Origin of the sequence: Alterinioella nitratireducens, assembly GCF_013155465.1 — a bacterium.
Classification (GTDB): Bacteria; Pseudomonadota; Alphaproteobacteria; order Rhodobacterales; family Rhodobacteraceae; genus Alterinioella; species Alterinioella nitratireducens.
The window spans coordinates 269,311-281,262 of the sequence record NZ_JABJVX010000002.1; the positions used below are offsets into that span (position 1 = coordinate 269,311).

The following is an 11,952-nucleotide window of genomic DNA, read 5'->3' on the forward strand; positions in this document are numbered from 1 at the left end:
GAATACGGAGCCTTGGTGGTAATCCGGGGGAAATGCGCGCAGGCTGTGGCCCCCGCGCATCGCCCGATCCGGTGTCAGGCCAGCCGCCCGTGGCAATGCTTGAACTTCTTGCCCGAGCCGCAGGGGCAGGGGTCGTTGCGGCCCGGATTGCCCCAGGTCGCGGGGTCGTTCTCGTCGAACCCGGCGGCCTGGTCATCGGGGGCGGAACCCGGTGTCGGCGTCGCCTCGGCTGCGGCCTGGGCGGCGGCCTGGCGTTCCTTCATCTGGCGCATGACCTCGGCCTGCTGTTCCGGCGTCATCGGCTGGATGCGGGAAAGTTTCTCGGTCACATCGGCGCGCAGGCTGTCCAGCATCCCCTCGAAGAGCTGGAAGCTCTCGGTCTTGTATTCGTTCAGCGGATCGCGCTGCGCATAGCCACGGAAGCCCACGACCGAGCGCAGGTGTTCCAGCGTCACCAGGTGTTCGCGCCATTTCGCGTCGATGGTCTGCAAGAGAAGCTGCTTTTCGATCTGGCGCATGTTCTCGGGCCCGAAATCCACCGCCTTCTTGGCCATGAACGCATCCGACGCCTTGATGATGCGTTCGCGGATATCGTCATCGTCGACGCCTTCCTCCTCGGCCCATTCGCCGATGGGCAGGTCCAGCGACAACGCCTGCTTGACCGCCTCGTGCAGCCCGTCCGTGTCCCACTGATCGGCGTAGGAGCGGGGCGGCATGTAGGTTTCGATCATGTCATCGACGACCTGGTGGCGCATGTCCTCGGCCACATCGTTGATATCCTCGGCGGCCATGATCTCCAGCCGCTGGCCGAAGATCACCTTGCGCTGGTCGTTCATCACGTCGTCGAACTTGAGCAGTTGCTTGCGGATGTCGAAGTTGCGCCCCTCGACCTTGGCCTGGGCGCGTTCCAGCGATTTGTTGACCCAGGGGTGAACGATGGCCTCGCCTTCCTCCATGCCCAGGGTCGACAGCATCTTGTCCAGCCGTTCCGAGCCGAAAATGCGCATCAGGTCATCTTCGAGGCTGAGGAAGAAGGAGGAGCGGCCGGGGTCGCCCTGACGGCCCGAGCGGCCGCGCAACTGGTTGTCGATGCGGCGGCTTTCGTGGCGTTCGGTGGCCAGAACGTAAAGACCGCCCGCCTCCTTCACCGCCTGTTCATCGGCGGCGTGTTCCTCGATGATCCGCGCGCGAATCTCGTCGGGGTTGGCGTCGGGGTCTGCGGCGATGGCCTCCATGATCTGGAAATCGACATTGCCGCCCAGTTTGATGTCGGTGCCGCGCCCGGCCATGTTGGTGGCGATGGTCACCGCGCCCAGTTTGCCGGCATCGGCGATGATCTGCGCCTCCTGCTCATGCTGGCGCGCGTTCAGCACGTTATGCTTGAGCTTGGCCTTGGTCAGCAATTGGCTGAGCATCTCGGATTTCTCGATCGAGGTGGTGCCGACCAGGACCGGCTGGCCCTTTTCGTGGGCTTCGCGGATTTCCTCGACAATGGCGGCGTATTTCTCGGTGCCGGTGCGGTAGACGCGGTCATCCTCGTCTACCCGCGCAATCGGCTGGTTGGTGGGGATCTCGACCACGCCAAGCCCGTAGATCGAGGCGAATTCCTCGGCCTCGGTGGCGGCGGTGCCGGTCATGCCGGACAGCTTGTCATAGAGGCGGAAATAGTTCTGGAAGGTCACAGAGGCCAGCGTCACGTTCTCGGGCTGGATATTCGCGCCTTCCTTGGCCTCGATCGCCTGGTGCAGACCGTCGCTGAGGCGGCGGCCCGGCATCATCCGGCCGGTGAATTCGTCGATCAGCACGACTTCGCCATCGCGCACGATGTAATCCTTGTCGCGGGTAAAGACCTTGTGGGCGCGCAGCGCGTTGGTGGCGTGGTGGACGATTGTCGTCGACTCGGGGTCATAGAGGCTCTGCTCCTCGGGCAGGATGCCGACCTCGTGCAGCTTTTCCTCCATGAACTCGTTGCCCTCGTCGGTGAAGGTCACTGCGCGGGTCTTTTCGTCCAGGGTAAAATGGCCTTCCTGCACATGCGGGATGACCTCGTTCATCGAGATATAGAGGTCCGAGCGGTCATCGGCGGGGCCCGAGATGATCAGCGGCGTGCGCGCCTCGTCGATCAGGATCGAGTCGACCTCATCGACAATCGCGAAATTATGTCCGCGCTGTGCCATGTCTTTCAGCGTGGGCCGCATGTTGTCGCGCAGATAATCAAACCCAAGCTCGTTATTGGTGGCATAGGTGATGTCGGCGGCATAGGCGTCGCGTTTCTCGGCATCGGGCTGGCGCGGATAGACGACGCCGGTGGACAGGCCAAGCGCGGTGTAGACCTTGCTCATCCATTCGGCGTCACGCTTGGCCAGGTAGTCGTTGACGGTCACGACATGCACGCCCTTGCCGGACAGCGCGTTGAGATAGGCGGGGAAGGTGGCGACAAGGGTCTTGCCCTCGCCGGTCTTCATCTCGGCGATATTGCCCTGGTGCATGAAGACCCCGCCCATCAACTGCACGTCGAAGGCGCGCAGGCCCAAAGCACGCCGCGCGGCCTCGCGGCAATTGGCAAAGGCTTCGGGCAGGAGATCGTCCAGCGCTTCGCCATTCTGGGCGCGCAGGCGCAGGTCGGCGGTCTTGGCGACGATCTCGGTATCCGAGAGCTTCTCGAACTCGGGCTCCAGCGCGTTGATCTTTTCGATGATCGGACGGGCGGCTTTGACCTTGCGGTCATTCGGTGTGCCGAAGACCTTTTTCGTGAGTGTTCCTAACCCAAGCATTTTTTCTATCGCCTTCCGCTGAATTGCGCCCCGGATGCGGGCGCATGGGACCGTTCCTGTTGGCATCGGGTTGTTCGGCCGGTTGCGGCAGTCTAAAACGACCCCCAAGTAAGGCTAAGCCCGATGCCGAACCCGAAAGGGACATAAGGGGCTGCCGGAAATGTGTCAACGCAGCCGGGGGACCGCCCCGGCCCAACCAACGAAGGATGTTCCATCGATGACCAGAAAGTTTCTCGCCGGTGTGGCGCTTGCCACCCTGATGATCACGCCCGCCATGGCCCAGGATGCCGATACGGTGCTGGCCACCGTGAATGGCAGCGACATCACGCTGGGCCATGTCATCGTGGCGCGGTCGCAACTGCCCGAGCAGTATCAGGCCCTGCCCGATGACGTGCTGCTTGACGCGATCCTGGAACAGCTTGTCCAGCAGGAGGTCGTCGCGTCCGCCGTTGCCGAGGACATGAGCCAGGCGATGCAGATCGGGCTTGAGAACGAACGCCGCGCCTACCTGGCCGCGATGGCGCTGGACGCGGTCGGCAATGCCGATGTGGCCGAGGAAGACGTGCAGGCCGAATACGACGCGCAATATGGCGACGCCGCGCCCGCGACCGAATACAACGCCTCGCATATCCTGGTCGAAACCGAGGAAGAGGCGCAGTCGCTGATCGAGGAACTCGAAGGCGGTGCCGATTTCGCCGAACTGGCGCAGCAGAATTCCACCGGCCCCTCGGGCCCCAATGGCGGTCAGCTTGGCTGGTTCAGCCCCGGCATGATGGTACCGAGCTTCGAGGAAGCCGTGTTCGAACTGGAGGTCGGCGAGATTTCCGCCCCGGTCGAGACGCAATTTGGCTGGCATGTCGTGAAGCTGAACGAAACCCGTGAACAGGACGCCCCTGCGCTTGACCAAGTGCGCGCCGATCTGGTCGAGGGCCTGCGCGTGGCGCGCGTCGATGCCTATATCGAGGATCTCTCCGAGAATGCCGAGATCGACCGCCCCGAGCTGGAGATCGACCCCGCGCTGATCCGTGATTCCGCGCTGATCGGCAACTGATCGTCACATATAGGGGGCCAATATGGCACAGTCGGACGATCTGGCGGCTGAGAACGCCAAGCTGAAAAAGCGCCTGCGGAAGCTGAAGAAAAAGCTGAAACAGGCGCGCAACACGGCCCCCGCCAAGACATCGGGACCAGCGGTATCGCCGCTGGCCCCCAGGGATGGCTTCCCGGTCATCCCGCCGCTTGACGGCTTGCGCCTGTCTTCCTTCGCGGCGGGTGTGAAATACAAGGACCGCCCGGATGTGATGCTGGCCGAACTGGCGCCGGGATCGGTGATCGCGGGGGTGTTCACCCGCTCCTCGACCCGCTCCGCGCCGGTGCTGGATTGCGAAGCCAAGCTGGCCGCGCTGGCACCCGTGCCGGAAGAGGGCTTTGCCATCATCGTCAACGCGGGCAATTCCAACGCCTTCACCGGCCATGCGGGCCAGGCGACGGTCGATGCCGTCACGGGCGGGCTGGCGACGCTGATGGACCTGCCCAAGGGGCACGTGTTCTCCGCCTCGACCGGGGTGATCGGCCAGCCGCTTGCCCCCGAGAAGATCACCGACGCGATGGCCGCGCTCAAGGACGGGTTGGTCCCCGATGGCTGGCCCGGTGCCGCGCGCGCGATCATGACGACGGATACGTTTGCCAAGGGGGCATGGGCCGAGGTCGATCTGGACGGCACACCCGTGCGCATCGGCGGCTTTGCCAAGGGCTCGGGCATGATCGCGCCGGATATGGCCACGATGCTGGCCTATATCTTCACCGACGCCGCGATTGCGCAGCCGGTCTTGCAGGACATGCTGCGCGCGGGCGTCAGGACCAGCTTCAACGCGGTCACGGTCGATAGCGATACCTCCACATCCGACACGGTGATGGTCGGTGCCACGGGGCGCGCGGGCAATGACCCGATCATCTCGGCCTCCGGCGATACCGGCGTGGCCTTCGCCGAGGCGCTGCATGGCGTCCTGAAAGACCTCGCCCTGCAGATCGTGCGCGATGGGGAAGGGGCGACGAAACTGGTCGAGGTGCGCGTGACCGGGGCCGCGCATGACGCGGATGCCGAGAAGGTCGCCCGCGCCATTGCCGACAGCCCGCTGGTCAAGACCGCCATTGCCGGTGAAGACCCGAACTGGGGCCGGATCGTCATGGCCGTTGGCAAATCGGGTGCCGCGGCTGACCGCGACCTGCTGAATATCCGCTTCGGCAACATCCTGGTCGCGGAAAAGGGATGGGTCGCCGAAAGCTACACCGAGGAAGCGGGGGCGGAGTACATGCGCCGCGAGGAGCTTCTGATCGCGGTCGATATGGGCCTCGGTCACGGGCAAGCCACGGTCTGGACTTGTGACCTGACGCATCAATACATCACCATCAACGCGGATTACCGGTCGTGAAAACCATTCTGGTGTCGGCGGCGGCACTGATCGACCCCGATGGCCGCGTCCTGCTGGCGCAGCGGCCCGAGGGCAAATCCATGGCCGGCCTGTGGGAATTTCCGGGCGGCAAGGTCGAACCGGGTGAAACGCCCGAGGCCGCCTTGATCCGGGAACTGCACGAGGAACTGGGGATCGAGACCTGGGAAAGCTGCCTGGCGCCCCTGACCTTCGCCAGCCACAGCTACGAGGATTTCCACCTGCTGATGCCGCTCTTCGCCTGCCGCAAGTGGCAAGGCATCGTGACGGGCCGGGAGGGGCAGACCCTCGCATGGGCGCGTCCGAACCGCTTGCGCGACTACCCGATGCCGCCTGCCGACCTGCCGCTGATCCCGATCCTGCGCGACTGGCTGTAGAGGTTTTTCGAGGAATTTAACCCTTTCTTGGAGATTTTTCGGAAAACTCGTCTAACTATTTTCGCAAGCCAAAGAATTCGGGGGATTTCTACGTGCTCAAGACCATACTTCTCGGCTCATGCGTGTCCGTTCAGGGCATCTTTGTCCGCAAGCTGGCCAATGGCCATATCGTCGTGCGGGTTGGCGAACGCCAGTTTCAGGGCCGCCCGGTCGCGGCCTGAACAGCCCTAGACCCACCCACCAAGGTTCTCGTCGATCACCTGCGCCAGCGCGGCGATATGGGCGTCGTCATCATTGAGGCAGGGGATATAGGTGAAACCCTCGCCGCCCGCCTCGATGAAGGCATCGCGGATCTCCTCGTTGATCTCTTCCAGCGTCTCGATGCAATCGGCGGAAAACGCGGGCGCAATCACGGCGATGCGTTTCTTGCCCGCCTCGGCCAGCCGCGCGACCTCCTCGACCGTGTAGGGTTTCAGCCATTCCTCCGGCCCGAATTTCGACTGGAAACTGGTGACGATGCTGTTCTTGTCCCATCCCAGTTTCTCGCGCAGCAGCCGTGTTACCTTCTGGCATTGGCAGTGATAGGGATCGCCCTGCATCAGGTAGCGTTCCGGCATCCCGTGATACGAGGCGACCAGCACATCCGGGCGCGTCTCCATCCCCGCATAGGCACGCTCGACTGAACCCGCCAGCGCGTCGATATAGGCGGGGTGGTCGTAATAGGCGGGCAGGGTGCGCGCGGCGGGTTGCCACGCCTCCGCCATCAACGCGCGAAAGAACTGGTCATTCGCCGTGGCCGAGGTCGCGCCCGCATATTGCGGATAGAGGGGCACAAAAAGGATGCGGTCACAGCCCGCCGCGACCATCGCGCGGACCTTCGAGTCCGTCGACGGGTTGCCATAGCGCATGCAGAAATCGACCATCACCTTGTCGCCATGGCGGGCCTGCATCACCTCGGCCATCTTCGCGGTCTGATCCCTGGTGATTGTCATCAGCGGGCTTTCGCCCTTGTCGTGGTTCCAGATCGACTTGTAGGCCGCGCCCGAGGTGAAGGGGCGCTTCGACAGGATGATCAGCTGCAACAGCGGCTGCCATTTCCATTTCGGATAGTCGATGACGCGCTGATCCGAGAGGAACTCGTTCAGGTAGCGCCGCATCGGCCAGTAGCTGTAATGGTCCGGCGTGCCGAGATTGGCCAGAAGGATGCCGATCTTGCCGAACTTGACGGGCGGATGATCGGCGGGGGCGTGGGGCAGGGCTGTCATGTGTCGTCTTTCCTCGGCGGGACGGGCTTCGCGGCCTCGTTGAATTCGGTGGTCTCAAGCGCCTCGGCCAGACGGGCGGCGGCCGATCCGGGGCGCAGCGGCTTTTGCTGGCTGTCATGCGGCGCCCATCCGGTCAGGAAGACCAGCTCGAACCTGGCCTTGATGCGCCCCTCGCCTGTGCCGTGATTGTCGGCATAGATCTGCGCCGCGCGGGGGAAGAAGGCACGCGGCGGTATCGCCCGGTGACGCGCGGTCAGGGCATTGGTCTCGCCCATGTCGCGCAGGTCGCGAATGAGGTGAAACATCGTCTGGTAACTCACGTCGCGCGGCAGCCGGTCGGCCACGGGCAGCGACAGACCGGCACGACCGAGCAGCCCGCCAAGATCGCGGATCTCGCCCATCGGGGCGACGCGGGGCGAGAGGCCGCCCATCACCTCGGCCTCGGCCTGCGCCAGCGACAGGCGCAGCTCCTGCAAGCTGTCACCGCCGAGCATGACGCCGATGAACAACCCGTCAGGTTGCAGCGCCCGGCGGCATTGCACGATCTGGCCCACCGGGTCGTCGGCCCAATGCAGCCCCATCGTGTGGATAACCAGGTCATGCGCGCCGGGGTCGAGATCCAGCACCGCTGCATCCGGCACCACGCGCGCATCTGGCAGAAAATCCGCCCACGTATCGCAAAAAGGTGTCACGATGGCGGGATGTGTAAACGATCTGTTAACGTCGAGCAGTCTTTCCTGAAGTTCAAGGCGCGCCTCGTCATGCAGGAACCCGGCCCGGTCCAGCCGCGCGCGGGTGCGCTGGCGGGTCAGGGCGGCCTGGTCCACGAAGGAGGGGCGGTCTTTGGCGGGATCGTCTTGCATCGCGCTGCAACCTAGGGGGACGCAATGAAAATGCAAACGGCTGTTGATGCGATTTATCCGCCGGATTGCATTTCCTGCGGTGCGGCGGTCGAAACCGGCTTTGGCCTCTGCGCCACCTGTTGGGCCGATACCCCCTTTGTCACCGGGGCCGCCTGCGATGCCTGCGGCACCCCCTTGCCCGGCACCGACCCCGAGGAGGGGTTGCGTTGCGACGATTGCATGACCATCGCGCGCCCCTGGTCCAGGGGGCGCGCGGTTATGGTTTACGCGGGCAACGGGCGCAGGCTGGTGCTGGCGCTGAAGCACGGCGACCGGGCGGATGTCGCGCGCGCCGCCGGTCCCTGGCTCGCCCGTGCCGCGGCCCCCCTCATCACCGAGGATACCGTGATCGTGCCGGTGCCGCTGCATTGGTGGCGTCTCTTTCGGCGGCGCTTCAATCAGTCTGCGCTGCTGGCGCAGGCGCTGGCCAACCAGACGCAGGGCTTCTTTGCGCCCGACGCGCTGAAACGGGTGCGCGCCACCGGCAGCCAGGATGGCAGGGACCGTGAGGCCCGCTTTGCCAATATCCGCGACGCGATCCAGCCCAACCCCAGGCGGGCGCATATCCTGGCCGGGCGCAATGTGCTGCTGGTCGATGACGTGATGACCTCGGGCGCGACCTTCGCCGCCGCGACGCAGGCCGCCTTTGACGCGGGCGCGGAAAACGTTGACGTGATAGCACTGGCGCGCGTGGCCAAGGATGCCTAATTAGGACCCATTGTAAGACAGGACCGGGACCGACCTCACATGCCATCCGTTGAAATCTATACCTCGCCGCTTTGCGGATATTGCCACGCCGCCAAGCGTCTTCTGACCGACAAGGGCGTCAGCTTCGCCGAGTATGACGTGGCCCGCACGCCCGACAAGCGGCAGGAGATGCTCGCCCGCGCCAATGGCCGCCACACCGTGCCGCAAATCTTCGTCGGCGACTCGCATGTCGGCGGCTATGACGACCTCGCCGCGCTGGACCGCGCCGGCAAGCTGGACCCGATGTTGCAGGCGTGACCTGATGCGCGCCGCGATCCTGCAAATGACCTCCTCCGACCGGCCCGAGGAGAACCTGGCCACGGTGCTTGCCGCCATGACCAATGCCCGCGCGGCGGGGGCGGATATGCTGCTGACGCCCGAAGTGACAAACTGCCTCTCGACCAGCCGCAGCCACCAGCGCGAGGTGCTGCACCTGCAAGACGATGACCCGACGCTTGCCGCGCTCAGGCAGGCGGCGGCGGATCGGGGGCTGTGGCTGCTGATCGGGTCGCTGGCGTTGAAGACCGAGGATGCGGACGGGCGCTTTGCCAACCGGTCCTTCGTCATTTCCGACACCGGCGAGATCAAAGCCTGGTATGACAAGATCCACATGTTCGACGTCAACGTGGATGAGGGCGAGACCTACCGCGAGTCCGAAGGCTACCGCCCGGGTGATCGCGCCGTCATTGCCGACACACCCTTTGCCAAACTCGGCCTGACCGTCTGCTATGACATGCGGTTCGCCTATCTCTACCGCGACCTCGCGCAGGCCGGCGCGCAGATCCTGACCGCGCCTGCCGCGTTTTCCCCCGTCACCGGGGCGGCGCATTGGGAAAGCCTCCTGCGTGCCCGCGCCATCGAAACCGGATGCTTCGTCCTGGCCCCGGCACAGACCGGCCAGCACAGCGCGCGGAAGGGCAAGGCGCGCGAAACCCATGGCCACAGCCTTGCCGTGGCCCCTTGGGGCGAAGTGCTGCTGGATGCGGGCAAGGAGCCCGGCCTGCACATCGTCGACCTGGACATGGGAGAGGTGGAGAAGGCGCGCGCGCGTGTCCCTTCCCTTACCCACGATCGCGGCTATAGTCTGGCCCCATGACAAACGCCGATGACCCGCTCGCGGTCGCCCTCTTCTCCGAGATGTTCATGGCCGATCAACTGGCCCGCGCGCGGCTGAGCAAGGCCCTGCCCAAGGGGATGGAGCTGAGCCATTTCTCGGTCCTGAACCACCTTGCGCGCAGCAGTGCCGAACGCAGTCCGGCGCAACTGGCGCAGGTGTTTCACGTCACCCGCGGCGCGATGAGCAATACGCTGGCCAAGCTGGAGCTTGCGGGCCATGTCCATATCCGCCCCGACTGGGACGATGCCCGGCGCAAATTCGTCGCGATCAGCCCCTCGGGCCGGTCCGCGCGCGATGCCGCCTTGCAATCCATTGCCCCGATCCTCAGCCGCGTGGTGCAGGAGATCGGCGCCGACCGTGTTCGTTCGGCCCTGCCGGTGATCCGCGAATTGCGGCGTGAGCTTGAGGCCGCGAACGAGGGTTGAGCCCTACCGCTTCACCGACGCCGTCACGTAATTCACGCTCAGATCCCGGTCCGAGACCCGCCAGCTCCACGCGATCGGGTTGAAGACGAAGCCCTTGCGGTCCACCGGGTCCAGCCCCGCCCCCTCGATCAGCTTGAACAACTCCTCGGGCGTGATGAATTTCTGCCAGTCATGCGTGCCCTTGGGCAGCCAGCGCATGACATATTCCGCCCCGACAATGGCCATGGCAAAGCTCTTGGCGTTGCGGTTGATGGTCGAGCAGATCATCAGCCCGCCGGGTTTCAGAAGCTGGCGACAGGCGGTCAGATAGGCCAGCGGGTCGGCCACATGCTCTACCACCTCCATGTTCAGCACCACGTCGAACTGCTCGCCCGCCTCGGCCATGGCTTCGGCGGTGGTGTGGCGATAGTCGATCTCCAGCCCCGAATGCTCGGCATGGACCTGCGCCACCGGAATATTGCGCGCGGCCGCGTCGGCCCCCACCACGCGCGCCCCAAGCCGCGCCATCGGTTCCGACAAGAGCCCGCCGCCACACCCGATATCGAGGATGCGCAGCCCCGCAAACGGGGCCTCGCGGGTCAGATCACGCCCGTATTCGGCGGCGATCTGCGCCGTGATGTAATCCAGCCGCACCGGGTTCATCATGTGCAGCGGCGCAAACTTGCCTTTCGGATCCCACCATTCGGCGGCCATCGCCTCGAATTTGGCGATCTCTGCGTCATCCACGGTATTGGTGGCGCTGTTCATGGACATTCCTCCGGCGTCTTGGCACTGTGACGGGCATGGGCCTGCCGTCACAAGGTCTATATAGGATCGTCATGGACAAATTCTCCGGCCAAAAGCGCGCAGGCGCCTATCTGTTTCCGCCGACGGAGCCGTTTGACGCCCGGATGCTGGACGTGGGCGACGGCCACCAGATCTATGTCGAGCAATGCGGCAACCCCGAAGGCGCACCGGTCGTGATCTTGCATGGCGGCCCCGGCGGCGGGTGCAGCCCGGCAATGCGGCGCTATTTCGACCCCGCCCAGTGGCGCGTGATCCTGTTCGATCAGCGCGGCTGCGGACGCTCGCGCCCCCATGCCGAGATCGAGAACAACACCACCTGGCACCTGGTCGCCGATATCGAGCGTATTCGCGCCGCGTTGGACATCGAAAAATGGGCCGTCTTCGGCGGCTCCTGGGGGGCCACTCTGTCGCTGATCTATGCCGAGACCCACCCGGGCGCGGTCGCCTTCCTTGCCCTGCGCGGCGTCTTCCTGTCGATGCAGCGCGAGCTTGACTGGTTCTATGGCGGCGGGGCGGGGCATTTCTGGCCCGAACAATGGCAGCGCTTCAAATCGCTGGTCCCCGAGGCCGAGCATGGCGACCTGATCGCGGCCTATAACCGGCGGCTCTTTTCCGGCGACAAGATGCTCGAGGCCCGGTTCGCCCGCGCCTGGGCCGCCTGGGAAAACGTGCTGGCCTCGGTCTCCAGCGATGGCCGCGCGGGCGAGGCCCCGGCAGATTACGCCCGCGCCTTCGCCCGGTTGGAGAACCATTATTTCACCAACAAGGGCTTCGTCGAGGAAGGCCAGATCCTGCGTGACCTGCCCCGCATCGCCCATATCCCCGGCGTCATCGTGCAGGGCCGCTACGACATGATCTGCCCGCCGCGCTCGGCCTATGAGCTGTCGCAGGGCTGGACCGCGGGCAAACTGCACATCGTTCGCGCGGCGGGCCACGCCCTGTCCGAACCCGGCATCAGCGCCGAACTGGTCCGCGTGATGAAGGATGTGGGCGCCGCGCGGGGGCGGTATGGGATCTAGGTGATTTATGATGGTCCGAGTCCTCGAATTCTTGACAGGGTCTCCGTCAATCGCCATATCTGATGGCATACCGGCTAGCGGCAGGTCTGC

At 64.8% G+C, this 11,952-nt stretch carries 13 protein-coding genes; 9 read left to right on the forward strand and 4 right to left on the reverse strand.

Annotated features, from left to right (window positions below):
- Nucleotides 1-74: 74 nt before the first annotated feature.
- The gene (secA, locus tag HNS34_RS04480; protein WP_172318447.1) at nt 75-2,774 is read right to left on the reverse strand and encodes a preprotein translocase subunit SecA; all 2,700 of its coding nucleotides are present in this window, start codon (nt 2,772-2,774) and stop codon (nt 75-77) included.
- A gap of 217 nt (nt 2,775-2,991) precedes the next feature.
- Between secA and HNS34_RS04485 the strand changes: the two genes are divergently transcribed.
- The 4 genes from HNS34_RS04485 (at nt 2,992) to HNS34_RS20895 (ending at nt 5,822) form a co-directional block, all read left to right on the forward strand.
- Nucleotides 2,992-3,825 carry a peptidylprolyl isomerase gene (locus HNS34_RS04485; RefSeq protein WP_172318449.1) on the forward strand — a complete coding sequence of 278 codons (834 nt, stop codon included), beginning with the start codon at nt 2,992-2,994 and terminating at the stop codon, nt 3,823-3,825.
- 22 nt (nt 3,826-3,847) lie between these two features.
- Nucleotides 3,848-5,206, forward strand: a complete 1,359-nt coding sequence (argJ, locus tag HNS34_RS04490; protein WP_172318451.1) for a bifunctional glutamate N-acetyltransferase/amino-acid acetyltransferase ArgJ — start codon at nt 3,848-3,850, stop codon at nt 5,204-5,206.
- A complete protein-coding gene (gene mutT, locus HNS34_RS04495) occupies nt 5,203-5,601 on the forward strand; it encodes an 8-oxo-dGTP diphosphatase MutT (RefSeq protein ID WP_172318453.1) in 399 nt (132 codons plus the stop codon). The genes argJ and mutT overlap by 4 nt, the downstream gene beginning before the upstream one ends.
- Nucleotides 5,602-5,693: 92 nt before the next feature.
- Nucleotides 5,694-5,822, forward strand: coding sequence for a hypothetical protein (locus tag HNS34_RS20895; protein WP_328700462.1), 129 nt, complete (start codon nt 5,694-5,696; stop codon nt 5,820-5,822).
- Nucleotides 5,823-5,828: 6 nt separating this feature from the next.
- Here HNS34_RS20895 and hemH read toward each other — a convergent pair whose 3' ends face one another.
- Together hemH and HNS34_RS04505 are read right to left on the reverse strand one after the other, a co-directional pair.
- Nucleotides 5,829-6,866, reverse strand: a complete 1,038-nt coding sequence (gene hemH / locus HNS34_RS04500; protein ID WP_172318455.1) for a ferrochelatase — start codon at nt 6,864-6,866, stop codon at nt 5,829-5,831.
- Nucleotides 6,863-7,729 (reverse strand): methyltransferase domain-containing protein, encoded by an 867-nt coding sequence (locus tag HNS34_RS04505; RefSeq protein WP_172318457.1) that lies wholly within the window; start codon nt 7,727-7,729, stop codon nt 6,863-6,865. The genes hemH and HNS34_RS04505 overlap by 4 nt, the downstream gene beginning before the upstream one ends.
- Before the next feature lie 24 nt (nt 7,730-7,753).
- Here HNS34_RS04505 and HNS34_RS04510 point away from each other — a divergent pair, with 24 nt between their 5' ends.
- Genes HNS34_RS04510 through HNS34_RS04525 form a run of 4 tightly spaced genes read left to right on the forward strand, consistent with a single transcriptional unit; the run spans nt 7,754 to nt 10,057 of the window.
- The gene (locus HNS34_RS04510; RefSeq protein ID WP_172318459.1) at nt 7,754-8,476 is read left to right on the forward strand and encodes a ComF family protein; all 723 of its coding nucleotides are present in this window, start codon (nt 7,754-7,756) and stop codon (nt 8,474-8,476) included.
- Between the two features lie 39 nt (nt 8,477-8,515).
- Nucleotides 8,516-8,773 (forward strand): glutaredoxin 3, encoded by a 258-nt coding sequence (gene grxC, locus HNS34_RS04515; RefSeq protein WP_172318461.1) that lies wholly within the window; start codon nt 8,516-8,518, stop codon nt 8,771-8,773.
- A 4-nt stretch (nt 8,774-8,777) separates the two neighbouring features.
- A complete protein-coding gene (locus tag HNS34_RS04520) occupies nt 8,778-9,611 on the forward strand; it encodes a carbon-nitrogen hydrolase family protein (RefSeq protein WP_172318463.1) in 834 nt (277 codons plus the stop codon).
- Nucleotides 9,608-10,057, forward strand: a complete 450-nt coding sequence (locus HNS34_RS04525) for a MarR family winged helix-turn-helix transcriptional regulator (protein WP_172318465.1) — start codon at nt 9,608-9,610, stop codon at nt 10,055-10,057. Before HNS34_RS04520 ends, HNS34_RS04525 begins: the two co-directional genes overlap by 4 nt.
- A gap of 3 nt (nt 10,058-10,060) precedes the next feature.
- Here the strand turns inward: HNS34_RS04525 and ubiG are convergent, their stop codons facing one another.
- Nucleotides 10,061-10,804, reverse strand: coding sequence for a bifunctional 2-polyprenyl-6-hydroxyphenol methylase/3-demethylubiquinol 3-O-methyltransferase UbiG (ubiG, locus tag HNS34_RS04530; RefSeq protein ID WP_172318467.1), 744 nt, complete (start codon nt 10,802-10,804; stop codon nt 10,061-10,063).
- A gap of 71 nt (nt 10,805-10,875) precedes the next feature.
- On the opposite strand from ubiG, the gene pip reads away from it, so the two are divergent.
- Nucleotides 10,876-11,862, forward strand: a complete 987-nt coding sequence (gene pip / locus HNS34_RS04535) for a prolyl aminopeptidase (RefSeq protein WP_172318469.1) — start codon at nt 10,876-10,878, stop codon at nt 11,860-11,862.
- The last annotated feature ends 90 nt before the right edge of the window (nt 11,863-11,952 follow it).

Coding starts and splice junctions, on each gene's coding strand:
- secA (WP_172318447.1), bottom strand. CDS start 2,774: ATGCTTGGGTTAGGAACACTCACGAAAAAGGTCTTCGGCACACCGAAT.
- HNS34_RS04485 (WP_172318449.1), top strand. CDS start 2,992: ATGACCAGAAAGTTTCTCGCCGGTGTGGCGCTTGCCACCCTGATGATC.
- argJ (WP_172318451.1), top strand. CDS start 3,848: ATGGCACAGTCGGACGATCTGGCGGCTGAGAACGCCAAGCTGAAAAAG.
- hemH (WP_172318455.1), bottom strand. CDS start 6,866: ATGACAGCCCTGCCCCACGCCCCCGCCGATCATCCGCCCGTCAAGTTC.
- HNS34_RS04505 (WP_172318457.1), bottom strand. CDS start 7,729: ATGCAAGACGATCCCGCCAAAGACCGCCCCTCCTTCGTGGACCAGGCC.
- HNS34_RS04510 (WP_172318459.1), top strand. CDS start 7,754: ATGAAAATGCAAACGGCTGTTGATGCGATTTATCCGCCGGATTGCATT.
- grxC (WP_172318461.1), top strand. CDS start 8,516: ATGCCATCCGTTGAAATCTATACCTCGCCGCTTTGCGGATATTGCCAC.
- HNS34_RS04520 (WP_172318463.1), top strand. CDS start 8,778: ATGCGCGCCGCGATCCTGCAAATGACCTCCTCCGACCGGCCCGAGGAG.
- HNS34_RS04525 (WP_172318465.1), top strand. CDS start 9,608: ATGACAAACGCCGATGACCCGCTCGCGGTCGCCCTCTTCTCCGAGATG.
- ubiG (WP_172318467.1), bottom strand. CDS start 10,804: ATGAACAGCGCCACCAATACCGTGGATGACGCAGAGATCGCCAAATTC.
- pip (WP_172318469.1), top strand. CDS start 10,876: ATGGACAAATTCTCCGGCCAAAAGCGCGCAGGCGCCTATCTGTTTCCG.